Source organism: Micromonospora sp. NPDC126480 (genome assembly GCF_040302465.1).
Taxonomy (GTDB): domain Bacteria; phylum Actinomycetota; class Actinomycetes; order Mycobacteriales; family Micromonosporaceae; genus Micromonospora.
The window spans coordinates 70,163-90,911 of the sequence record NZ_JBEORU010000031.1 but is presented as its reverse complement, the minus strand read 5'-3'; the positions used below and the strand labels follow the sequence as shown (position 1 = coordinate 90,911).

At 73.2% G+C, this 20,749-nt stretch carries 24 protein-coding genes and 1 riboswitch; of the genes, 12 read left to right on the top strand and 12 right to left on the bottom strand.

Features of this window, described 5'->3' with window-relative positions:
- Positions 1 to 227: 227 nt before the first annotated feature.
- On the bottom strand, positions 228 to 1,391 hold the full coding sequence (gene dusB / locus ABTW87_RS24815; RefSeq protein WP_350653356.1) for a tRNA dihydrouridine synthase DusB: 1,164 nt from the start codon (positions 1,389 to 1,391) through the stop codon (positions 228 to 230).
- Between the two features lie 178 nt (positions 1,392 to 1,569).
- Between dusB and ABTW87_RS24810 the strand changes: the two genes are divergently transcribed.
- A complete protein-coding gene (locus ABTW87_RS24810; RefSeq protein ID WP_350653355.1) occupies positions 1,570 to 2,529 on the top strand; it encodes a type IV toxin-antitoxin system AbiEi family antitoxin domain-containing protein in 960 nt (319 codons plus the stop codon).
- Between the two features lie 61 nt (positions 2,530 to 2,590).
- Here ABTW87_RS24810 and ABTW87_RS24805 read toward each other — a convergent pair whose 3' ends face one another.
- From ABTW87_RS24805 to ABTW87_RS24795, 3 genes are all read right to left on the bottom strand, one after another.
- The gene (locus ABTW87_RS24805) at positions 2,591 to 3,970 is read right to left on the bottom strand and encodes a glycine--tRNA ligase (protein WP_350653354.1); all 1,380 of its coding nucleotides are present in this window, start codon (positions 3,968 to 3,970) and stop codon (positions 2,591 to 2,593) included.
- Positions 3,971 to 4,083: 113 nt separating this feature from the next.
- Positions 4,084 to 4,662 (bottom strand): Rv0361 family membrane protein, encoded by a 579-nt coding sequence (locus tag ABTW87_RS24800; RefSeq protein WP_350653353.1) that lies wholly within the window; start codon positions 4,660 to 4,662, stop codon positions 4,084 to 4,086.
- A gap of 24 nt (positions 4,663 to 4,686) precedes the next feature.
- Positions 4,687 to 5,028 (bottom strand): antibiotic biosynthesis monooxygenase, encoded by a 342-nt coding sequence (locus tag ABTW87_RS24795; protein WP_350653352.1) that lies wholly within the window; start codon positions 5,026 to 5,028, stop codon positions 4,687 to 4,689.
- Positions 5,029 to 5,055: 27 nt separating this feature from the next.
- Here ABTW87_RS24795 and ABTW87_RS24790 point away from each other — a divergent pair, with 27 nt between their 5' ends.
- The 7 genes from ABTW87_RS24790 to ABTW87_RS24760 all read left to right on the top strand — a co-directional run bounded on the left by ABTW87_RS24790 (position 5,056) and on the right by ABTW87_RS24760 (position 9,238).
- A complete protein-coding gene (locus tag ABTW87_RS24790; RefSeq protein WP_350653351.1) occupies positions 5,056 to 5,313 on the top strand; it encodes a hypothetical protein in 258 nt (85 codons plus the stop codon).
- A 54-nt stretch (positions 5,314 to 5,367) separates the two neighbouring features.
- Positions 5,368 to 6,357, top strand: a complete 990-nt coding sequence (locus ABTW87_RS24785; protein WP_350653350.1) for a metal ABC transporter substrate-binding protein — start codon at positions 5,368 to 5,370, stop codon at positions 6,355 to 6,357.
- Entirely contained in the window at positions 6,354 to 7,106 is a 753-nt protein-coding gene (locus ABTW87_RS24780) for a metal ABC transporter ATP-binding protein (RefSeq protein WP_350653349.1), read from the top strand. Before ABTW87_RS24785 ends, ABTW87_RS24780 begins: the two co-directional genes overlap by 4 nt.
- A gap of 11 nt (positions 7,107 to 7,117) precedes the next feature.
- Positions 7,118 to 7,993 (top strand): metal ABC transporter permease, encoded by an 876-nt coding sequence (locus ABTW87_RS24775; RefSeq protein WP_350653348.1) that lies wholly within the window; start codon positions 7,118 to 7,120, stop codon positions 7,991 to 7,993.
- 37 nt (positions 7,994 to 8,030) lie between these two features.
- Positions 8,031 to 8,330, top strand: coding sequence for an ArsR/SmtB family transcription factor (locus tag ABTW87_RS24770; protein WP_350653347.1), 300 nt, complete (start codon positions 8,031 to 8,033; stop codon positions 8,328 to 8,330).
- 101 nt (positions 8,331 to 8,431) lie between these two features.
- Positions 8,432 to 9,061: a hypothetical protein gene (locus ABTW87_RS24765; protein WP_350653346.1), complete on the top strand. Its 630-nt coding sequence runs from the start codon at positions 8,432 to 8,434 to the stop codon at positions 9,059 to 9,061.
- Between the two features lie 9 nt (positions 9,062 to 9,070).
- Positions 9,071 to 9,238, top strand: a complete 168-nt coding sequence (locus ABTW87_RS24760) for a hypothetical protein (protein WP_350653345.1) — start codon at positions 9,071 to 9,073, stop codon at positions 9,236 to 9,238.
- Positions 9,239 to 9,317: 79 nt separating this feature from the next.
- Here the strand turns inward: ABTW87_RS24760 and ABTW87_RS24755 are convergent, their stop codons facing one another.
- The 4 genes from ABTW87_RS24755 to ABTW87_RS24740 all read right to left on the bottom strand — a co-directional run bounded on the left by ABTW87_RS24755 (position 9,318) and on the right by ABTW87_RS24740 (position 13,925).
- Complete coding sequence (locus tag ABTW87_RS24755; RefSeq protein WP_350653344.1) at positions 9,318 to 11,321, bottom strand: acyl-CoA dehydrogenase family protein; 2,004 nt, start codon at positions 11,319 to 11,321, stop codon at positions 9,318 to 9,320.
- A gap of 119 nt (positions 11,322 to 11,440) precedes the next feature.
- Positions 11,441 to 11,941 (bottom strand): DUF6328 family protein, encoded by a 501-nt coding sequence (locus tag ABTW87_RS24750; protein ID WP_350653343.1) that lies wholly within the window; start codon positions 11,939 to 11,941, stop codon positions 11,441 to 11,443.
- A gap of 341 nt (positions 11,942 to 12,282) precedes the next feature.
- Entirely contained in the window at positions 12,283 to 13,032 is a 750-nt protein-coding gene (locus ABTW87_RS24745) for a sugar isomerase domain-containing protein (protein WP_350653364.1), read from the bottom strand.
- 71 nt (positions 13,033 to 13,103) lie between these two features.
- Positions 13,104 to 13,925 carry an alpha/beta fold hydrolase gene (locus tag ABTW87_RS24740; RefSeq protein ID WP_350653342.1) on the bottom strand — a complete coding sequence of 274 codons (822 nt, stop codon included), beginning with the start codon at positions 13,923 to 13,925 and terminating at the stop codon, positions 13,104 to 13,106.
- A gap of 124 nt (positions 13,926 to 14,049) precedes the next feature.
- Positions 14,050 to 14,155: riboswitch (TPP riboswitch) on the top strand.
- 73 nt (positions 14,156 to 14,228) lie between these two features.
- Between ABTW87_RS24740 and ABTW87_RS24735 the strand changes: the two genes are divergently transcribed.
- From ABTW87_RS24735 to ABTW87_RS24725, 3 genes are all read left to right on the top strand, one after another.
- Entirely contained in the window at positions 14,229 to 14,819 is a 591-nt protein-coding gene (locus ABTW87_RS24735) for an ECF transporter S component (protein WP_350653341.1), read from the top strand.
- A gap of 150 nt (positions 14,820 to 14,969) precedes the next feature.
- Positions 14,970 to 16,394 carry an ABC transporter ATP-binding protein gene (locus tag ABTW87_RS24730; RefSeq protein WP_350653340.1) on the top strand — a complete coding sequence of 475 codons (1,425 nt, stop codon included), beginning with the start codon at positions 14,970 to 14,972 and terminating at the stop codon, positions 16,392 to 16,394.
- Positions 16,394 to 17,194, top strand: coding sequence for an energy-coupling factor transporter transmembrane component T family protein (locus tag ABTW87_RS24725; RefSeq protein WP_350653339.1), 801 nt, complete (start codon positions 16,394 to 16,396; stop codon positions 17,192 to 17,194). Before ABTW87_RS24730 ends, ABTW87_RS24725 begins: the two co-directional genes overlap by 1 nt.
- Positions 17,195 to 17,251: 57 nt before the next feature.
- Here the strand turns inward: ABTW87_RS24725 and ABTW87_RS24720 are convergent, their stop codons facing one another.
- Positions 17,252 to 17,488 (bottom strand): hypothetical protein, encoded by a 237-nt coding sequence (locus ABTW87_RS24720; protein ID WP_350653338.1) that lies wholly within the window; start codon positions 17,486 to 17,488, stop codon positions 17,252 to 17,254.
- A gap of 388 nt (positions 17,489 to 17,876) precedes the next feature.
- Between ABTW87_RS24720 and gnd the strand changes: the two genes are divergently transcribed.
- Entirely contained in the window at positions 17,877 to 19,316 is a 1,440-nt protein-coding gene (gene gnd / locus ABTW87_RS24715) for an NADP-dependent phosphogluconate dehydrogenase (protein WP_350653337.1), read from the top strand.
- A gap of 26 nt (positions 19,317 to 19,342) precedes the next feature.
- On the opposite strand, the gene ABTW87_RS24710 is transcribed toward gnd, so the two are convergent.
- From ABTW87_RS24710 to ABTW87_RS24700, 3 genes are all read right to left on the bottom strand, one after another.
- Positions 19,343 to 20,104, bottom strand: coding sequence for a pirin family protein (locus tag ABTW87_RS24710; protein ID WP_350653336.1), 762 nt, complete (start codon positions 20,102 to 20,104; stop codon positions 19,343 to 19,345).
- Positions 20,101 to 20,322 (bottom strand): thioredoxin reductase, encoded by a 222-nt coding sequence (locus ABTW87_RS24705; RefSeq protein WP_350653335.1) that lies wholly within the window; start codon positions 20,320 to 20,322, stop codon positions 20,101 to 20,103. The genes ABTW87_RS24710 and ABTW87_RS24705 overlap by 4 nt, the downstream gene beginning before the upstream one ends.
- Positions 20,323 to 20,511: 189 nt before the next feature.
- On the bottom strand, positions 20,512 to 20,697 hold the full coding sequence (locus ABTW87_RS24700; RefSeq protein ID WP_350653334.1) for a hypothetical protein: 186 nt from the start codon (positions 20,695 to 20,697) through the stop codon (positions 20,512 to 20,514).
- Between the last annotated feature and the right edge of the window lie 52 nt (positions 20,698 to 20,749).

Genomic DNA, 20,749 nt, shown 5'->3' with positions numbered 1-20,749 from the left:
GAGGCCCTCGCCGACTGGATCGCCACCCGCGGCTACAGCACCAGCTGACCCACCACGACAAGGGCCGGCCCCTGACGGGGCCGGCCCTTTCGTCGTCCCCCGCCCACGCCACCAGGCGACACCTTCGGGGAAACTGCTGCCTCGACCCAGACGGAGGCAGCAACTTCCCCGAAGTTGTCACCCGCCCGTCGTTGCCGGGTGCGGGGGGCGGCTCGGGCGGCTCCGGCTCAGCCGCCGGAGTCGTCCAGCTCGGCGCCCTCGGGGACGGTGTCGTCGTCGCGGCTGGCCAGCCAGCCGTCGGGCAGGAAGACCTTTCCCGGCGAGTTGGTCCGCCCGCGCGGCTGGCCCAGGGTCTCCACCGGGAACGGCACCGCCGGGTCGAGCTTGCCGAGCAGGTCGTCGAGCTGGGCCAGGCTGTCGATCATGGCGAGCGAGCGGCGCAGCTCGCTGCCGATCGGGAAGCCCTTCAAGTACCAGGCGACGTGCTTGCGGAAGTCGGTGCAACCGTCCCGCTCGCCCCGGGCCGCCGTGCGGGCGCCCGCGGTGAACTGCTCGACCAGCAACTCCGCGTGGCGGCGCATCGTCGTCGCCACCTCGCCCAACGTCGGCAACCGCCGCTGCGGGGCGCCGTTGAACGCGGCCTCCAGGTCGGCGAAGAGCCACGGGCGGCCGAGGCAGCCGCGCCCGACCACGACACCGTCGACGCCGGTGTGCGCGACCATCCGCAGCGCGTCGTCGGCCTCCCAGATGTCGCCGTTGCCGAGGACCGGTACGTCGAGCGCCGCCTTCAAGGTGGCGATCGCGTCCCAGTCCGCGGTGCCCGAGTAACGCTGCGCCGCCGTACGCCCGTGCAGGGCCACGGCCGCGACACCCGCGTCCTGGGCGGCGAGGCCCGCCTCGACGTACGTCAGGTGGTCGTCGTCGATGCCCTTGCGCATCTTGACCGTGACCGGCACCCCGGCGGGTGACGCGGCGTCCACCGCGGCCTTGACCAGACGGGCGAAGAGCCGGCGCCGCCACGGCAGGGCCGAGCCGCCGCCCTTGCGGGTGACCTTCGGGACCGGGCAGCCGAAGTTCAGGTCGATGTGATCGGCGAGGTCCTTCTCGACGACGATCCGCACGGCGGCGGCGGTGATCTCCGGGTCGGTGCCGTAGAGCTGGAGGCTACGCGGCGACTCGTCCGGGCCGAAGGCGATCATCCGCAGGGTCTTCGGGTTCCGCTCGACCAGCGCGACCGTCGTGATCATTTCGCAGACGTAGATGCCGCCGCCCTGCTCGCGGCAGAGCTGGCGGAAGCCGACGTTGGTGATGCCCGCCATCGGAGCCAGCACCACCGGCGGCCACACCTGGTGCGGCCCGATCGTCAGCGGGCGAAGCTGGGCAGCAGTCACCGCCCAAGTGTAAGGAAGGGCCCCTTATTAACGTCTCCGGTAGAGCAGGGGCCCCTTGTTAACAGGGCCCATATCACAACCGACCCCTCGTGCGGGGGTTTTCCACAGCGGCACCGGCTGTCCACAGATCGGGCGCACGGGCAGGAAGCGGCGCCGCGGAACAAGCAGGCTGCGGTGCATGCGTGAACACCCACCCGAACTCGCCGACCTGGCGGAGCGCCAGCAGCAGATCGTCACCCGGACGCAGCTCCTGAGCGTCGGATTCGACGACATGTACCTGTACCGGCAGACCCGACGAGGCCTGTGGCAGCGGGTCCTGCCGGCGACGTACGCCCTGGTCACCGGCACCCTCACCGACGAGCAGCGACGCATCTCGGCGGCGCTCTACGCGGGCACCGACGCGCAGCTCACCGGTCTGGCGGCCCTGATCTGGTACGGCTTCCGGCACAGCCCGCGCACCACTGACGTACACCTGATCCTGCCGCACCACGCGCGGCGCCGGTCGGCCGGTCACGCCCTCATCGCGCGTGCCCTGGAGCTTGATCCGCGCGCCCGGCGCACGGCGCTGTACCCGGTGTGCTCGCCGGCGCGGGCGGTGGTGGACGCGGCCCGCGACCTGCGCCACCTGCGGCCGGTCCGGGCGACCGTGGCCGAAGCGGTCCAGCGGGGCTACACCGACCTGGCCAGCCTCGACGAGGAGATCCGCCGGGCCAGGCGGAGCCGCACCGCGCTGATCCGCAAGGCGTTCGCGGAGATCACCGACGGCGCCCGGTCAGCGCCGGAGACCGAACTGCGGGAGTGCCTGGGCGGCAGCGGCGTGCTCCCCGAGATCCTGTGGAACCCGCGGTTGTCGGCGAGCGACGGGACCCGGCTGCCGACGCCGGACGGCTACCTCCCCGACTGCGCGGTGGCCCTGGAGGTCGACTCGCGGGAGTACCACTTCAGCCCGGACGACTGGGCGCGGACGTTGGACCGGCACAACGAGCTGAGCCGGCACGGCGTCCTGATCCTGCACTTCACGCCGGCGCAGATCCGGCGCGAACCCCGGCGCGTCCGGCGCATGGTGGAGGACGCGTACGCGGCCCGGCGCGGATTGGGCGCCGGGACCGGCGTACGAGCGGAGCGGGTGCCGGGTTGAGTGTTAAGAAGGGGCCCCTCCTCTACGCCAGGCGTTAAGAAGGGGCCCCTCCTTACCAAGCTCAGCAGCCGGGGAGGCGCTCGATGAGGTAGCGCTCGACCTGGTCCAGGGCGATCCGCTCCTGGGCCATGGTGTCCCGGTTCCGCACGGTCACGGCGTCGTCGTCGAGCGTGTCGAAGTCGACGGTCACGCAGAACGGCGTGCCGATCTCGTCCTGCCGGCGGTACCGGCGGCCGATCGCCTGCGAGTCGTCGAACTCCACCACCCAGCGCTTCCGCAGGTCGGCGGCGAGCTGCTTGGCCTTCGGCGACAGCGCCTCGTTGCGGGACAGCGGCAGCACCGCCACCTTGACCGGGGCGAGCCGCGGGTCGAACCGCATCACGGTGCGCTTGTCCACGCCGCCCTTGGTGTTCGGGGCCTCGTCCTCGTCGTACGCCTCCAGCAGGAACGCCAGCACCGCGCGGGTGAGGCCGGCGGCCGGCTCGATCACGTACGGCACCCAGCGCTCGCCCTTGGTCTGGTCGAAGTACGACAGGTCGACGCCGGAGTGCTTGCTGTGTGTGGACAGGTCGAAGTCGGTGCGGTTGGCGACGCCCTCCAGCTCGGCGAACTCGGTGCCGCCGAACTGGAACCGGTACTCGATGTCGACGGTGCGCTTCGAGTAGTGGGAGAGCTTCTCCTTCGGGTGCTCGTACAAGCGCAGGTTACCCTCGGACAGGCCGAGGTCGACGTACCAGTTCCAGCGCTCCTGGAGCCAGTACTCGTGCCACCCCTCGTCGGTGCCCGGCTCGACGAAGAACTCCATCTCCATCTGCTCGAACTCACGGGTGCGGAAGATGAAGTTGCCCGGGGTGATCTCGTTGCGGAACGACTTGCCGGTCTGGGCGATGCCGAACGGCGGCTTCTTGCGGGCCACCGTCTCGACGTTCTTGTAGTTGACGAAGATGCCCTGCGCGGTCTCCGGCCGCAGGTAGTGCAGGCCTTCGTCGCTCTCCACCGGGCCGAGGAAGGTCTTCATCAGGCCGTTGAACATCTTCGGCTCGGTGAAGGTGCCCTTGTTGCCGCAGTTCGGGCAGTTCAGCTCGGTCAGCGAGGCCGGCGGGCGACCGTGCTTGGCCTCGTACGCCTCCTCGAGGTGATCGGCCCGGAACCGCTTGTGGCAGGACTGGCACTCGGTGAGCGGGTCGACGAACGCGTCCAGGTGGCCGGACGCGGCCCAGACGTCGCGGGCCAGGATGACCGCGGAGTCGAGCCCCACCACGTCGTCGCGCTGCTGGACCATCGTCTTCCACCACTGCCGGCGGACGTTCTCCTTCAGTTCCACGCCGAGCGGACCGTAGTCCCACGCCGAGCGGGTGCCCCCGTAGATCTCACTGGAGGGGAAGACGAAGCCCCGGCGCTTGGCGAGGCTGACAACGGCGTCGATACGGTCGGCTGGCATGTTTCCTCCTACGCCGGCTGGCGGTCGGCGGGGACAGTGTGGGATGGATCGAACAGTTCGGGACAACGGTACGACCAGCGGCGTCCCGAGCCCAGCAGAATACCGGTGGCGGGTCAGTTGACCCCGCACACCTCCAGTTCGCCGGTCTGCCGGTCCTGTTCGAGGTTGACCTGCTGGCGTTCGCGGTCCCCGCCGGTGTACGTGACGTCGACCGGCACGGTAAGCGTGTTCGGGTCGACGTCACCGACCCGGAACGAGTCGATCTGCGGTTCGTCGGCGACGCGCCGCTCGAACTCCCGCCGCGACTCGCGCCGCTGCGCGGAGTCGCAGAGCTGGTCGTACGCCGCGCCGTACTTCCGTTCCGCCAGCGCCCGGTAGTAGTCGGTGGAGACCGCCCGCCCCTGCTCCTCGATGGCCTGCACGCCAGTCACCGCGAGGCCGACCACCGCGGCCCCGCCGCCGCCGCAGCAGAGCAGCAGGGCGAGCGCGCCGGCGCCGAGGCCCAGCCAGAGGCGGGTGTTGCGCCCCTCGGTCGGCGGCGCCGCGAACGGCGGCGCGACGCCGGGACCGGCCGGCGGGGCGGGGACCCCCGACTCCGGGGGCGGGCCGGGCACGGCGGGCGGTGGCGCGCCGCCCTCCTGGCCGGGCACCGGAGGGTACGGCGAGGAGGCGGCCGGTCCGGGAGCGGTCATGAGATCAATGTAGTGCGTACGGGCTCAGCGGTAAGGACCGGCGGCCCGATCGCTGGACGCCACGACCACCTCGCCGCCGGGCGCGGCGGTGGCGAGCGCCTCGTACGCGGACGGCTCGTCGACCGACTCGGCGAGCAACGGGATCGCGGTGACCTTGACGTCGAAGTCGCCGAGCGCCCGCCGGTAGGTGCCGACGGACTCCCACTCGGTGAGCAGGCACCAGTGGCGCGGGTCGTCCAGGGCGCGTACGAGTTGGCCGCGCAGGTACCCGGGGCGGGCCGCGAGTGTGGCGAGCGCGGCGTGCGCCCGCGCGGTGAAGTCGTCGGCGACATCGACGTCGACCACGAACCGGTTGGTCACCAGCACCGGGTTCCTCCTCGTAGAGTCTGTGGGATGCAGCGTACGCAGAGCGGGCTGGCGAGCCGGTTGGCCCGGGCGAACCCGACGACGGTCTTCCTGATCACCCTGGTGCTGGTGCTTGTCGCCTTCTTCACCCCGGGGGTGGTGGGCGGGCTGCTCACGCTGGCCCTCGCGGCGGGCGTGGCCGCGCTGCTGGTCACCACGTGGGCGGTCCAGACGCCGCAGACCCGGGTGATCCGGCTGCTGGTGCTGACGCTGCTGGTCACGGCCGGGCTGGTCAAGCTGCTCTGACATGCACTCATGCGTTTTTGACAATCATTATCGTTGGCGCGGACAGTTGACGACATGAACAACCGATCCGTTCCGCGTACGCTGGCCGCCGCCTCCGCCGCCCTGCTCGCCCTCGGCGGCGTCGCCGCCTGCTCCGACGAGAAGGCCGGCGGCGACCCGCAACGGGTCGACGTGGTCGCCGCGTTCTACCCGCTGCAGTTCCTCGCCGAGCGGATCGGTGGTGACGCGGTGACGGTCAGCAACCTGGTCAAGCCGGGCGCCGAGCCACACGACGTCGAGCTCAACCCGAGCCAGGTCGGCGACGTGGCCGGGGCCGAGCTGGTCGTCTACCTCAAGGGCTTCCAGCCGCAGGTCGACGAGGCCGTGGAGCAGAACGCCGCCGACCGGGCGTTCGACGTCGCGACCGTCGCGCCGCTGCTGGACGCGGCCGCCGGCGGGCACGACCACGAGCACGAGGGCGAGGAGCCCGGCCACGCCGAGGAGTCCGGCGCAGCCGAGGAACCGGGCCACGAGGAGGAGACCGGCGGCAAGGACCCGCACCTGTGGTTGGACCCGACCCGGCTCGCGACGGTCGGTGACCAGCTCGCCGAGCGGCTCGGGAAGGCCGACCCGGACCGCGCCGCCGACTACACCGCCCGGGCCGCGTCGCTGCGCACCGAGCTGGAGAAGCTCGACGCCGACCTCGCCGCCGGCCTCAAGACCTGCCAGCGCCGGGAGATCGTGGTCAGTCACACCGCCTTCGGCTACCTGGCCGAGCGCTACCAGCTGGAGCAGATCGGCATCACCGGGCTCAGCCCGGACAACGAGCCGTCGCCGCAGCGGCTCGCCGAGGTGATCGAGGAGGCGAAGGAGCACAAGGCCACCACGATCTTCTTCGAGACCCTGGTCAGCCCCAAGGTCGCCGAGACCATCGCCGACCAGGTCGGCGCGCGGACCGCGGTGCTCGACCCGCTGGAGGGGCTGTCGACCGACGACGGCGGGGACTACCTTTCGGTGATGCGCACCAACCTGGCGACCCTGAGGACGGCGTTGAGCTGCTCGTGACCACCCCTGTCATCACCGTCACGCACGCGGCCGTCGGGTACGACGGCCGCGCCGTGCTACGCGACGTCTCCCTCACGGTGACCACCGGCGAGGTGGTCGCCGTGCTCGGCGCCAACGGCTCCGGCAAGTCCACCCTCATCCGCGCCGTGCTCGGGCTGGTCCCGCTCGGCGCCGGGTCGGTCGCCCTCTTCGGGCAGCCACTGCGCCGGTTCCGGCAGTGGCACCGCATCGGGTACGTCCCGCAGCGCCTCGGCGCGGGCGGCGGCGTACCGGCCACCGTCCGCGAGGTGGTGGCCTCCGGCCGGCTGGCCCGCCGAGGTGTCCTGCGGCCGCCGGGCCGCGCCGACCGGGCCGCGGTGGAGGCCGCGCTGACGTCGGTCGGGCTCGCCGACCGGGCCGGCGACCCGGTGGCCACCCTCTCCGGCGGGCAGCAGCAGCGGACCCTGATCGCCCGGGCGCTGGCCGGTGAACCGGAGCTGCTCGTCCTCGACGAGCCGACCGCCGGGGTCGACGCCGCCAGCCAGGAGGCGTTCGCCGGGGCGCTGAAGGACTTCGTGGCCGGCGGCGGCACGGTCCTGCTTGTCGCGCACGAGCTGGGGCCGCTGCGCCCGCTGATCTCCCGGGCCGTGGTCGTGCACGCCGGCGGGATCGCGCACGACGGGCCGGTGCCCGAGCCCGCCGGCCACCACGCCGACCCCGACCACGACCACGTGCACCCGCACGGTCCCGACGAGCCCGCCGGGCTCTGAAGCAGCTGAGCATGGAACTCTTCCAGTACCCGTACATGCAGCGGGCCCTGATCGGCGCGCTGGTCATCGGGCTGGCCGCCCCCGCGCTCGGCATCTACCTGGTGCAGCGGCGGCTGGCGCTGATCGGCGACGGGGTCGGGCACGTGGCGCTCACCGGCGTCGGCGCCGGCCTGCTGCTCAACCGCTCCCCGGTGCTGGTGGCGGTGATCGTGGCGAGCCTCGGCGCGATCACCATCGAGCTGGTCCGGGCGCGTGGCCGCACCTCCGGCGACCTGGCCCTCGCCCTGCTCTTCTACGGGGGCATCGCCGGTGGCGTGATGCTCGTGGGGCTCTCCGACAGCACGAGCGCGAGCCTCAACGCGTACCTCTTCGGCTCGCTGTCCACGATCAAGCCCGAGGACCTGGTCGTCATCGCGGTGCTCGGCGCGGCGATCCTGCTGACCATGCTGGCGCTGCGCCCGGCGCTGTTCGCGATCTGTCACGACGAGGAGTACGCCCGGGTCTCCGGGCTGCCCGTCCGTACGCTCAACCTGCTCCTCGCGGTGGCCACCGCGGTCACCGTGACGATCGCGATGCGCGCCGTCGGCGTCCTGCTGATCAGCGCGCTGATGGTGGTGCCGGTCGCGGCCGCCCAGCAGGTGACCCGCGGCTTCCGCAGCACGATGACCGCGGCGATGACGCTCGGCCTCTTCGCCGCCGGCTCCGGCGTGTACGTGGCCGCCACCGCCGACACCGCCCCCGGCGCGTCGGTGGTGCTGATGGCGATCGCCTCGTTCGCGGTCGTGGCGCTCGCCGGCGCCGGCTGGCGTACGCTGCGGCGACGCCCGGTCGCCCCGGCCACCGCGCCGACCGCCGAGCCGCACGAGGTCGTCCTGGACCGGTCCTGACCAGCGGCCCGCCCGTGCCATTGGTTACCGTTAGCCGGTGAGCAGCGGGTCAGGGTACGACGCCTTCGACGGGGCGAGCGAGCTGCTGCGTGCCCTGTCCGCGCCGATCCGGCTGGCCATCGTCAGCGAACTCGCCACGGGCGAGCGGTGCGTGCACGAGCTGGTCGACAAGCTCGGCGCACCGCAGCCGCTGGTCTCCCAGCACCTGCGGGTCCTGCGCGGCGCCGGCGTGGTGCGCGGTTCGCGCCGCGGACGCGAGATCGCGTACACGCTCGTCGACGAGCACGTCGCACACATCGTGGCGGACGCCGTGAGCCACGCCGGCGAAAGCGTGTAAGGAAGGGCCCCCTGTTAACGCCTGGCGTTGTACCGGGGCCCCTTCTTAACACCTGGCCGCACGGGGTGCCCCGGCCGCGCCGCCGTGGGACGCTGTCCGGCGTGAAGATCTACGCCGATCGCTTCCCGACCGCCGCCCGCCAGTTCCTCACCGACCTGCTCGTCGTCGCCTGGGTGTACGCGTCGGTGCGCGGCGCGCTGTGGCTGCACGACCTGGTGCAGAAACTCGCCGTACCCGGACAGAAGCTGGAGGGGGCCGGTAGCGGCCTGGCCGACAACCTGGCCGAGGCCGGCGGCAAGGTCGGCCGGGTCCCGCTGGTCGGGGACGAGCTGACCGCGCCGTTCGAGCGGGCCGCCGGTGCGGCGCGGTCCCTCGCCGACGCCGGCCGCGACCAGCAGGAACTGGTCGACCAGCTCGCCCTGGCGCTCACCGTCGCCGTGCTGGTGTTCCCCCTCGGCCTGGTGCTCCTCGGCTGGCTGCCGCTGCGGGTGCGGTGGATGCGCCGCGCCGGCGCCGCCGCCCGGCTGGCCGCCGCGCCCGCCGGCCGGGACCTGCTCGCCCTGCGGGCTCTGGCCACCCAGCCCCTCGGCCGGCTGACCCGGATCGCGCCCGACGTGGCGGAGGGGTGGCGGCGCGGCGACGACGACACCGTCGAAGCGCTGGCGGCGTTGGAGTTACGCCAGCTCGGCCTGCGCCCAGCCGCTGACGCTCGACCCCCGGCCCGCCGTTAAGGTCGTCGGGTGTTCTACTTCCTGGTCGTCATCGCCGTGCTGCTGCTCGGCTACGCCGCGTTCCTCGTCCGCTTCGTCCGGCAGGGGCGGCGGATCCCGCCGGCGGCGTACCTCGGGCTGGCCGTGCTGAACGGCCTGATCCTGGCGGCGGTACTGGCCTGGGCCGTCGCCCGCTGAGCGACCCCGTGCCAGCGAGATCCCGCAGGTTGCGGTGCCGGCGTGCCGGGACACCGCGACCTGCGGGACCTCGAGTGGATCAAGCAGGTGGCGGGATGCGCCGGCGGGCGTCGGCGGCGGTGGACGGGCCAGGCGACCAGGGCGCCACCCAGGGCAGGTCCGCCGGCGGCGTGATCACGCCCTCCTCGAGGCTGGCGTAGCGACCGGCGAGGATCCGCTTCGCCGCCGCCGTGTCGACCGAGTCGGTGTTGTCCCAGAGGGCGGTGAAGAGCGCGTCCACCCGGACCCGGGCCTGTCGGCAGAAGAGATCGGCCAGCTCGACGTTCTCCGGATGGGTCTCCCGCTCGGCCGCCGCCCGGACGCAGACCGCCGCCATCGCGAACAGCTCCGCGCCGATGTCCACCACCCGGCCGAGGAACGCCTGCTTGCGCTCCATCTTTCCCTGCCAGCGGGACATCGCGTAGAACGTCGACCGGGCCAGCTTGCGCGAGAACCGCTCCACCTGGCGAAGGTGGCCGGCGAGCGGGCCGAACTCGGCGTACGCCCCAGGTGCCTGCCCGCGGCCCACCGCGAGGGTCGGCAGCCACTTGGCGTAGAAGACACCGGCCCGCGCGCCGGCGCGGGCCTTGCGGCCGAGCCCGGCGTCCGGGTCGATGATGTCGCCGGCAACCGACAGGTGCGCGTCGACCGCCTCCCGGGCGATCAGCAGGTGCATGATCTCGGTCGAGCCCTCGAAGATGCGGTTGATCCGCAGGTCGCGGAGCATCTGCTCGACAGCGGCCGGACGTTCGCCCCGGGCCGCGAGGGACTCGGCCGTCTCGTAGCCACGCCCGCCCCGGATCTGGATCAGCTCGTCGGCGACCCGCCAGGCCATCTCGCTCGCGTAGAGCTTCACAAGCGCGGCCTCGATGCGGATGTCGTTGCGGTCGTCGTCGGCGAGCAGGCAGCACAGGTCGAGCATGGTCTCCATGCCGTACGTGGTCGCGGCGATGAAGGACAGCTTCTGCGCCACCGCCTCGTGCTCACCGACCGGCCGGCCCCACTGGACCCGCTCGGCCGCCCACTCGCGGGCGACGTTCAACGCCCACTTGCCCGCGCCGACACACATCGCGGGCAGCGAGAGCCGGCCGGTGTTGAGCGTGGTCAACGCGATCTTCAGGCCCTTGCCCTCCCCGCCGATCACGTTCTCCTTGGGTACGAAGACGTCGTGGAAGCGGGTGAGGCTGTTCTCCAGGCCGCGCAGGCCGAGGAAGGTGTTGCGACGTTCCACCGTGATGCCCTCGGAGTCGCCCTCGACGACGAACGCCGTGATCCCGCCGCGGCGGCCCTCGCCGGCCGGTACGCGGGCCATCACCACCAGCAGGGTGGCCACCGTGCCGTTGGTGGCCCAGAGCTTGACGCCGTTGAGCCGGTAGCCGGTGCCGTCCGGGGTCGGCTCGGCGGTGGTGGCCAGTCGGGCCGGGTCGCTGCCGACGTCCGGCTCCGTGAGCAGGAACGCGGACACCTCACCGGCGGCGAGCCGGGGCAGGAAGCGCTGCTTCTGCTCGGCGGTGCCGAACATCTTCAACGGCTGCGGCACGCCGATCGACTGGTGCGCGGAGAGCAGGGCGCCGATCGCCGGGTTGATCGAGCCCGCCAGCATCAGGGCGCGGCAGTAGTGCAGGTTGCTCAGGCCCAGCCCGCCGTACGACTGGTCGATCTTCATACCGAACGCGCCGAGCCGGGCCAGCCCCTGGAACACCTCGTCCGGGATGGCCGCGTCGCGCTCGATCGCCGCGCCGTCCACCTCGGACTTCAGGTAGTCGCGGAACCGGCCGAGGAACTCGTCGGCCCGGGCGACGTCGTCGGCTGCCGGACGCGGCCATGGATTGATGAGGTCCAGCCGGAACCGGCCGAGGAAGAGCTCCTTGCCGAAGCTCGGCCGGTCCCAGGAGGATTCGCGTGCCGCCTCGGCGACCTGGCGCGCCTCCTTCTCGGAGACCTGCCCGGCCTCGGAGGGCAGCGGGCCGGCCGTGCCGGGCGCGGTGGCCTGCTCGGGACCCGCACCGTCGGGTGCGGACCGGCTGTTCTGCGTCGTGGTCACGGCTGCCTCCTCGAACCTCGGTCCGGATGCGTCGACGTGCTCGACACCCGCCACGCTACCCTCGGGTGTTACCCAGCGGTAGCGTTAGGTGAAGATCGATTTACCGGTTTCGCCGCGGTTCAACTGCCGTACGACGTGGGGCTGTCATCATCGTCGTCCAGATCGTCCTCGCCCCAGTTGCGGCGGGCGAACGGCAGCGCGACCCAGAGCATCAGGAACCACAGCCCCGCGACCGCGCTGAGCACGAAGGCGATCGTCCGGTCGAGAACGAAGTCGGTGACCAGCAGCACCGCGGAGACCATCGACACCAGCATGAACGCGAGCCCGCCGCTGGCCATCCGGTGCGCGAACCGGACCAGCTCCGGCTTCCGTCCCTGCCGGAACAGCGCCCGGTGGAAGGCGACCGGCGAGATGATCATCGCGGTGGCGAAGGCCGCGGCCAGCAGCGCGACGATGTAGACGTCCTTCTGGAAGGGGGTCGTCCGTTCGAACCCGGCGCTGAACGGCAGGGTCAGCAGGAAGGCGAAGAGGATCTGCACGCCCGTCTGCGCGACCCGCAGCTCCTGGAGCAGGTCGGCGAAGTTGCGCTGCCAGCGCTGCTTCTCGGTCTCTTTCGACACGCGCTACCTCCGGTGCGAACCAGTCCCGGGAGGGTCCACCCCGCCGGCAGGATCGCTGATGCCCCACCGGGCGTTCCGCGAAACCGGCTCACACCACGCGCGGACCCACCGCCGCCGCGGCGCACCCCCGCATCGTCGCACGCCCGCACCCGCCGTGCGCTCGCACCGCCGTGCGCTCGCACCGCCGCGCGCCCGCACCGCCGTGCGCTCGCACCGCCGCGCGCTCGCACCGCCGCGCGCTCGCACCGCCGCGCGCCCGCCTGCGGCCGGGCGGTACGCCGGGTGTTAAAAGGGGGCCCCTCCTCTACCGGAGGCGTTAACAAGGGGCCCTTCCTTACACCTCAGGCGCCGCGGCGGATGCGGCCGGCGTACCGGGCCTCGAGTTCGTCGTTGTGGGCGTCTCCGCCGGCGATGTTCGCCGACAGGTAGACCGGGGGACGCTCCCCCGCGGCGAGCAGTCGGGCCACCACCTCGACCGTGATCTGCTGGGCCAGCAGGGCCGCCGTGATCGACGAGACCGCACCGACGGCGCCGCCACCGGGCAACGGCAGGGTCGCGTCGCCGTACGGGGCGCCGTTGTCGAGCACCACGTCGGCGAAGTCGGCGAGCTTGCGCCCGGACGGGTGGCGCGAGGTCATCTGTCCGGAGTGGTCGGCGGAGGTGATGGCGATCAGCCGGTGACCCCGGTCCCGGATCAGCGAGGCGAACTCCACAATCGCTCCGTTGACGCCGGAGTTGGAGGCCAGCACGAAGATGTCCGGCGGGCGGACCGGCGCGAGGTCGTACAGCCGGTGCGCCACCGACGGCTCCCGCTCCAGGCGGGGACCGAGTACGTCCGGTGACTCGCCGCCGACCAGGACGAGGTCCCGCAGCGCGATCCGGTTCGTCGGCACCAGGCCGCCGGCCCGGCCGGCGATCTCCATCGCCAGCGCCTCGGAGTGCCCCGTGCCGAACGCGTGCACCACCCCGTCGGCGCGCAGCGCCTCGGTGATCAGGTCGGCGGCCCGGCCCACCGCCTCCCGCTGGCTCGCCGCGACGCGCCGCATCGTCTCGGTCACGACCGCCAGGAAGTCCTCGGCTCCGGGGGTCACGTCTTCTACGTCCATTCCTGCCTCTCTCGTCTCGGCCGGGGATGCCGACCCCTCACCGGGCACCGGCCCGGCTATCCGCCGGCTCGGACCAGGATCGCCTCGGCCAGCGGCGCGGGGGCCGCGTCGGGGATCCAGTGGCTCACCCCGGCCAGTTCGACGAACCGGTAGTCGCCGCTCACCTGGGCCGCGCAGGCCTCGGCGGCGGTGCGGCCGATCGCGATGTCCCGGTCGCTCCAGACGTACGTCGTCGGCACCGCCACCGGCCCGACGGCCGCCAGGTCGGTCCGGGACATCGCCCGGTACCAGTTCAGCGCCGCGGTGAGCGCGCCGGGCGCCCGCATCGGCTCGGCGTACGCAGCCACCCGGTCGGCGTCGCCGACTCCGGACAGCATCCGGCGCAGCCCGGCGGCCTTCAGCGCCAGCAACACCGTCTCCGCCTTGCCGGGCTGCCGGAACAGCAGCATGTACGCCGAGCGCGCCTTCTGCTGGGGGTCGTTCGCGAGGGCGTGCGCCATGGCGGCGGGGTGCGGCACGGAGACCGCGGTCAGCGTGCGTACCCGGTCGGGGTGCCCCGCCGCCAGGGCCCACCCGACGACCGCGCCCCAGTCGTGCCCGACCACGTGTGCCGCGTCGACGCCGAGGGCGTCCAGCACCGCGACCGCGTCGGCGACCAGCTCCGCCAGCCGGTACGCCTCGACCGCCGCCGGCCGGGCGCCGGGTGAGTACCCGCGCTGGTCGAGTGCGTAGGTGCGCAGCCCGGCGGCGTGCAGGGCCGGCGTCACGTCGCCCCACTCACCGCTGTGCTGCGGGAACCCGTGCAGCAGGAGCACGGCGGGACCGCCCTCCGGCCCAGCGTGTACGTCGAACGTGAGGCCCCGGGCGTCGATCCGCATGATCGGCAGCCTATCCAGGCCGGGCGGAAGCCGCCCGCCCCACTCCGGCCCGTCCCCGCGCTGACCTGCACGGAGATCACTTTGCCCGATGATCTTCCGGGGTGTTAGCGTCGTGGGACAACTTCACATCCGACAGGGGAGCGCACAGCGCTGAGAGTGCGGGCACCGCCCGCAGACCCTCGAACCTGATCTGGGTAATGCCAGCGCAGGGAGTTCGGTCGACCTCCAGCCGCGCCGCCGTCCGGCCGATCCGGGCGCGGCGTGCGTCTTCTCCTGGTTCGTAGCAAGGACTGGGAGGATTCGATGACTCAACCAACCACCACCCGATGGCGCACGGTCGACGTGATCGTGGCCGCCGTCATCGCCGTCGCCTTCGGCGTCATCTTCTGGGCCTGGGGCCTGCTCTGGCGGACCGTCGACCCGGCGTTCGCCTTCTTCCCGGCGGCGCAGGCGATCATGTACGGCGTCTGGCTGGTCCCGGCGGTTCTCGGCGGCCTGGTGATCCGCAAGCCCGGCGCGGCGCTGTTCTGCGAGGCGGTCGCCGCGACGATCTCCGCACTGCTGGGCTCCGAGTGGGGCGGGATCACCATCGTCCAGGGCCTGATCCAGGGGCTCGGCGCCGAGCTGGCGTTCGCGGCGTTCCGCTACCGCTCGTTCCGGCTGCCCACCGCGCTGCTCGCGGGCGCCCTGACCGGCCTCGGCGCGGCGCTGTTCGACTTCTTCGTCTGGAACGTCGAGTACGCGCTGGTCAGCTACCGGATCCCGTACGCCCTGCTGACGGTCGTCAGCGCCATGGTCATCGCCGGGGCGGGCGCCTGGTACCTGACCCGGGCGCTGGCCGAGACGGGCACCCTGGACCGTTTCCCCGCCGGCCGCGAACGCGCCGCCGTCTGACCCCCCCACCCGGCCGTGTTGATCAAGAGGTTTGCGTCAACGATCGAGGGCTTTCCTGCCCCAAACCTCTTGATCAACGGGACGGGAGGGTGGTGCGGGGACGGGAGGGTGGTGCGGGGGCGGGGGGTGGCGCGGGGGCGGGGTGGCGGGGTGAGCGCGGTCATGCTGCGGGGGTTCGGGTGGCGGCACGCCGGCCGGCGGCGCTGGGCGCTGCGCGGGGTCGACCTGCGCATCGAGCACGGGGAGCGGGTGCTGCTGCTGGGGCCGTCCGGCGCCGGGAAGAGCACCCTGCTCGCCGCGCTGGCCGGGCTGCTGCCCGAGGACTCCGGCGCCCAGGAGGGCAGCGTCGAGATCGACGGCCTCGACCCGCACAAGGGCCGGGAGCGGGTCGGTGTGGTCTTCCAGGACCCGGAGACCCAGCTGGTGATGGCGCGCTCCGGTGACGACGTCGCCTTCGGGCTGGAGAACCGCGGGGTGCCCGCCGAGGACATCTGGCCCCGGGTGGACGAGGCGCTGCGCCGGGTCGGCTTCCCGTACCACCGGGACCGCCCCACCGCGGCCCTCTCCGGCGGCGAGCAGCAGCGCCTCGCCCTCGCCGGGGTTCTCGCCCTGCGGCCGAACCTGCTGCTGCTCGACGAGCCCACCGCGAACCTCGACCCGGACGGGGCGGCGCTGGTCCGCGACGCGATCGTCCGGTCGCTGGACGCCGACACCACGCTGATCCTCGTCGAGCACCGCGTGGCCGAGGCGCTGCCGCTGGTCGACCGGGTGGTCGTGCTGGAACCGGGCGGCGGCGTCCGGGCCGACGGCACACCGGAGGCGGTCTTCGCCACCCAGGGCGAGGAGCTCGCGGCCGACGGCGTCTGGGTGCCCGGCCGCCCGGTGCCACCCCGGCGGGCCACCACCCCGGCCGGCGACGCGCTGCTCACCGCCGAAGGGCTCGGCCTGCCGCCGCGGCTGGGCGCGGTCGACCTGACCGTACGCGCCGGCGAGGCGCTCGCCGTCGGCGGGCCCAACGGCGCCGGGAAGTCCACCCTGGCCCTGCTGCTGGGCGGGCTGCTCGCACCGGGAACGGGCCGGGTGGCCGCGACCGGTGAACTGGCCGGCCGGGACGCCCGCACTCCCCCGCACCGCTGGCGCGCCCCGGCGCTGGCCCGCCGGATCGGGTCGGTGTTCCAGGACCCGGAACACCAGTTCGTCACGAGCAGGGTCTACGACGAGCTGGCGCTGGGCCCGCGCCGCGTCGGCCGGCCCGAGTCCGAGGTCCGTGCCACGGTCGACGCGCTGCTCGACCGGCTGCGGCTGGCGGCGCTCGCCGGCGCCAACCCGTACACCCTCTCCGGCGGCGAGGCGCGGCGGCTGAGCGTCGCGACCGCCCTGGCCACCGCGCCCCGCCTGCTCATCTGCGACGAGCCCACGTTCGGCCAGGACCGGCGGACCTGGCTGGAGCTGGTGGACCTGTTCGCCGGGCTGCGCGACGCGGGGCACGGACTGGTGACGGTGACCCACGACGCGGAGTTCGTGGCGGCGCTCGCCGACCGTCACGTGCGACTCGAACGCCCGGCCCACCCGTGATGATCAGCCTGGAGCCGGTGGCCCGCCCGGACGCGCCGTTGGCGAGGCGCAACCCGGTGGCGAAGCTCGCGGCGGCCCTGGTCTTCTCGGTCGTGCTTGTCGCCACCCTGGACCCGGTGGCCCCGGCCATCGCCATCGGGGTGGAGCTGGCCGTGCTGCCGCTCTTCGGGGTACGCCCGGGCGTGCTCGCCCGGCGGGCGTGGCCACTGCTGCTGGGCGCCGTCGGCATCCTCGCGACGCTCGTGCTCTTCGCCGCCGAGCGCTCCGGCCGGGTGCTCGTCGACGCGGGGCCGGTCGTGGTGACCACTGGTGTGCTGCTCACCGCGCTCGGGCTGGTGCTGCGCATGTTCGCGGTGGCCCTGCCCGGGGTGATCGTCGTCGCGACCACGGACCCCACCGACCTGGCCGACGCGCTGGTGCAGAACGCGAAGGCGCCCGCCCGGTTCGCGTACGGGGCGCTGGCCGCGTTCCGGCTGGTGCCGCTGCTCGGCCAGGAGTGGCAGATGATCAGCATGGCCCGCCGGGCCCGCGGCGTGGACGCCGGCCGGAGCCCGGCGGCCCGGCTGCGGCTGTTCGTGTCGACCGCGTTCACGCTGCTGGTCGGCGCGATCCGCCGGGGCACCCGGCTCGCGGTGGCGATGGACGCACGGGGTTTCGACGCCACCACGCCCCGGACGGTGGCGCGCCGCCAGCACTTCGGCGCGGCCGACGCGCTCCTGATCGCCGGCGCCGCGGCACTCGCCGGCGCCGCCCTCGCGGTCAGCGTCGTCCTCGGTACCTTCCGCCCGCTGATCGGCTGACCGCCGGCGCCGCGGGCGGCCACCGTGCCACCGGTGACCGCCCCCGGTCCGGGTCCGTCAGCTGCGCCGGAAGGCGTACCGGCGGGCCTGGGCGATCCGCTGGCCGCGCTGGCCACCGGACCGGGGCGCGCCGGCGACCGGCGGCCCGGACGTCGGCGGCGCGGGCCGCTCGACCGGCAGCGCCGGCACGGCCGGCGCGACGGCCACCTCGTCGAGGTTGACCGGCGTCAGGTCCGTGGCGGTCGGCGTGGACTGGGACGTACGGGACTTCTTCGGTTTGCGCCTGGCGGGCATCCGGGCCTCCTTGGTCTGCGGACCGCGGCCCCGTGGTGCGGGTGGACACGGTCGGCTCGTCGGGGGACCGTCGAAGAGCGACGGTCGAACGGATCGGGACTGCTCCGGCGAGCGACCGTCAGGGACGACACCGTCACGCATCGGCGACAGGACGGGAGTGCGGACGCCCGGGAGCACGCGGACCCGCGCCGGCAGGGCGGCGGGTCGGCTCGGAGGTTGGGGCGTCAGTACCGCATGCCCACACGCTAACCGCCGGGAGCGCCGCGCGCAGCCGAATATCGGCACCACCGCTCGTGACCCGGCGGTGACCGGCTGTCGGTCGCCGCGCGCGGCCGGGCGTGGGCCGCGATACGGTCGCAGGCAGGCTGTCGACGCGGAAGGTGGACGGATGAGCGGACAGGCACAGATCGGCGTTACCGGGCTGGCGGTGATGGGCCGCAACCTCGCCCGGAACCTGGCTCGCAACGGCTTCACGGTGGCGCTGCACAACCGCTCGCCCGAGCGGACCCGCAGCCTGGTCGCCGAGCACGGCGACGAGGGGCGGTTCGTACCCGCCGAGTCGATGGCCGATTTCGTCGCCGCGCTGGAGCGCCCCCGGGCGGTCATCGTGATGGTCAAGGCGGGCGGACCCACCGACGCCGTCATCGACGAGCTGGTACCGCTGCTCGACCCGGGCGACATCATCGTGGACTGCGGCAACGCCCACTTCGCCGACACCCGGCGGCGGGAGGAGGCGCTGCGGAAGCAGGGGCTGCACTTCGTCGGCACCGGTGTGTCCGGCGGCGAGGAGGGCGCGCTGCGCGGCCCGAGCATCATGCCGGGCGGTTCCGCCGAGTCGTACCGCAAGCTCGGCCCGATCTTCGAGCGGATCGCGGCACAGGTCGACGGCGTACCCTGCTGCCGGCACGTCGGGCCGGACGGCGCCGGGCACTTCGTGAAGATGGTCCACAACGGCATCGAGTACGCCGACATGCAGCTCATCGCCGAGGCCTACGACCTGCTGCGGGCCGGTCTGGGCGCGGAGCCTGCGGAGCTCGCGGAGATCTTCCGGGAGTGGAACTCCGGCGAGCTGGAGTCGTTCCTCATCGAGATCACCGCCGACGTGCTCGGGCACACCGACGCCGCCACCGGGAGCGCGTTCGTCGACGTCGTGCTCGACCAGGCGGAGCAGAAGGGCACCGGTCGCTGGACCGTACAGAGCGCGCTCGACCTGGGCATCCCGATCACCGGCATCGCCGAGGCGACGTTCGCCCGGTCGCTCTCCGGGCACGCCGACCAGCGGGAGGCCGCCCGCCGGGCCTTCGCGGAGTCGGGATCGTCGCTGCGGGTCGAGGACCGGGAGACCTTCGTCGAGGACGTGCGACGCGCGCTGCTGGCCAGCAAGATCGTCGCGTACGCGCAGGGCTTCGACCAGATCCGGGCCGGCAGCCGGGAGTACGACTGGGACATCGACCTGGGTGGCACCGCCACGATCTGGCGGGGCGGATGCATCATCCGGGCACGCTTCCTCGACCGGATCCGGCAGGCGTACGACGACCAGCCGGACCTGCCCACCCTGCTGGTGGCGCCGTGGTTCGCCGACACCGTGCGCGACGGCGTGCCGAGCTGGCGGCGGGTGGTGGCCGACGCGGCCCGGGCCGGCGTGCCCGTCCCCGCGTTCGCGTCCTCGCTGTCCTACTTCGACGCCCTGCGCGCGGACCGCCTGCCGGCGGCCCTGATCCAGGGCCTGCGGGACAACTTCGGCGCCCACACCTACCGCCGCACGGACCGCGACGGCGCGTACCACACCCTCTGGGCCACCCCCACCCGCCCCGAAACCGAAGCCTGACCCCGCTCCCGGATGGGAGGAGGCGGTCAGCTCAGGGTGGCGTGCATTTCCCAGACCAGGAGTTCCGCCGGTTCCGTCGCCGTTACGCGGCGAGGGCCGGCGGCGGTCAGGCGGGCGGCGTCGCCGGCGCCCAGCAGGTCGCCGCCCTCCAGGGTCACCGCGCCGTCGGGCACGTAGACGTGCACGAACGGGGCGTCCGGGAGGGTCACCTCGTCGCCCGGGCGCAGGCGGGCGGCGTGCAGGGTGGCGAACCGGTTGCGGATCCGGATCGCCGACTCGCCCGCGTACCGGTCCATGCCGGATGCCACCGGAACCAGGCCGCCGCGCAGCAGCTGGTCGTCGATCTCGAGCTGCTCGTAGCCCGGGTCGACGCCCGCCTCGTCCGGCACGACCCACATCTGCACGAAGTGGACGGGATCGGTGTGCGGGTCACGCCCGTCGAGGCGCCACGAGTCGTTCTTCTCCGAGTGCAGGATGCCGGTGCCGGCGCTCATCCGCTGCGCCAGCCCGGGGTAGATCACGCCGGAGTGGCCGGTGGAGTCCTGATGCACCAAGGAACCGCGGAGCACCCAGGTCACGATCTCCATGTCCTCATGGGGATGGGTCTCGAAGCCGGCGCCGGGGCGGACCACGTCGTCGTTGTTGACCAGCAGGAGGCCGTGGTGCGTGTTGGCCGGGTCGTAGTGCCGGGAGAACGAGAACGAGTGGCGCGAGTCGAGCCAGGAGATCCGGGTGTGGAACCGGTCGTCGGCCCGCCGCACGTCGACGGCGGGAGCGGACGCGCTCACCACGCCCGCTGCCCGGTCTCGGTGGGCGCCCAGGTCAGGGCGGGCTCACCGGTCGCCAGCTCGGCGATCTCGCCCGAGCGGACCTGCACGGCGTGACCCAGCTCCTGGCAGTGCTGCTCGGCGATCTCGGCACAGATCTCGGCCACCTGGCCGCAGATCGGCTCACCGATGTCCGCGGCGTTCAACGCCATGAGCATCTTGTACCGCAGCTCCCGCATGCCCCGATCGTATTCAACCCGGAGCCCCCTCACGCCCAAACCGCTCCGCCTCAGACGATCATGGAGTTGTGGTGGGCGGAGAGTGACGGTAGGCGGCTTTCGTCGGCACCACAACTCCATGATCGACCGGGGCCGAACCGCGCCGCCGCCCGCCCGCGGACGGCGGGCGGGCGGTCAGCGGGTGGTGCCTCAGAAGAAGCGGCGGCGCTTGGCCTTCTGCGGGCGGATCAGGTCGGCGCCCTTGGTGAGCAGGCGGGAGACGCCGGACGGGCCCCGCCGGGCCTCGATCGTGTTGCTTAGCTTGCGCGCGCCCGCGGCCGCCACCGGCACGGCGAGGGCCATGAACGCCCACTGGGCGATGCGCTTCTGGATCATCGGGTTCACCTCCGTCAGTGACTGCTGACGAAGGGGATACCCCGCGCGAGCA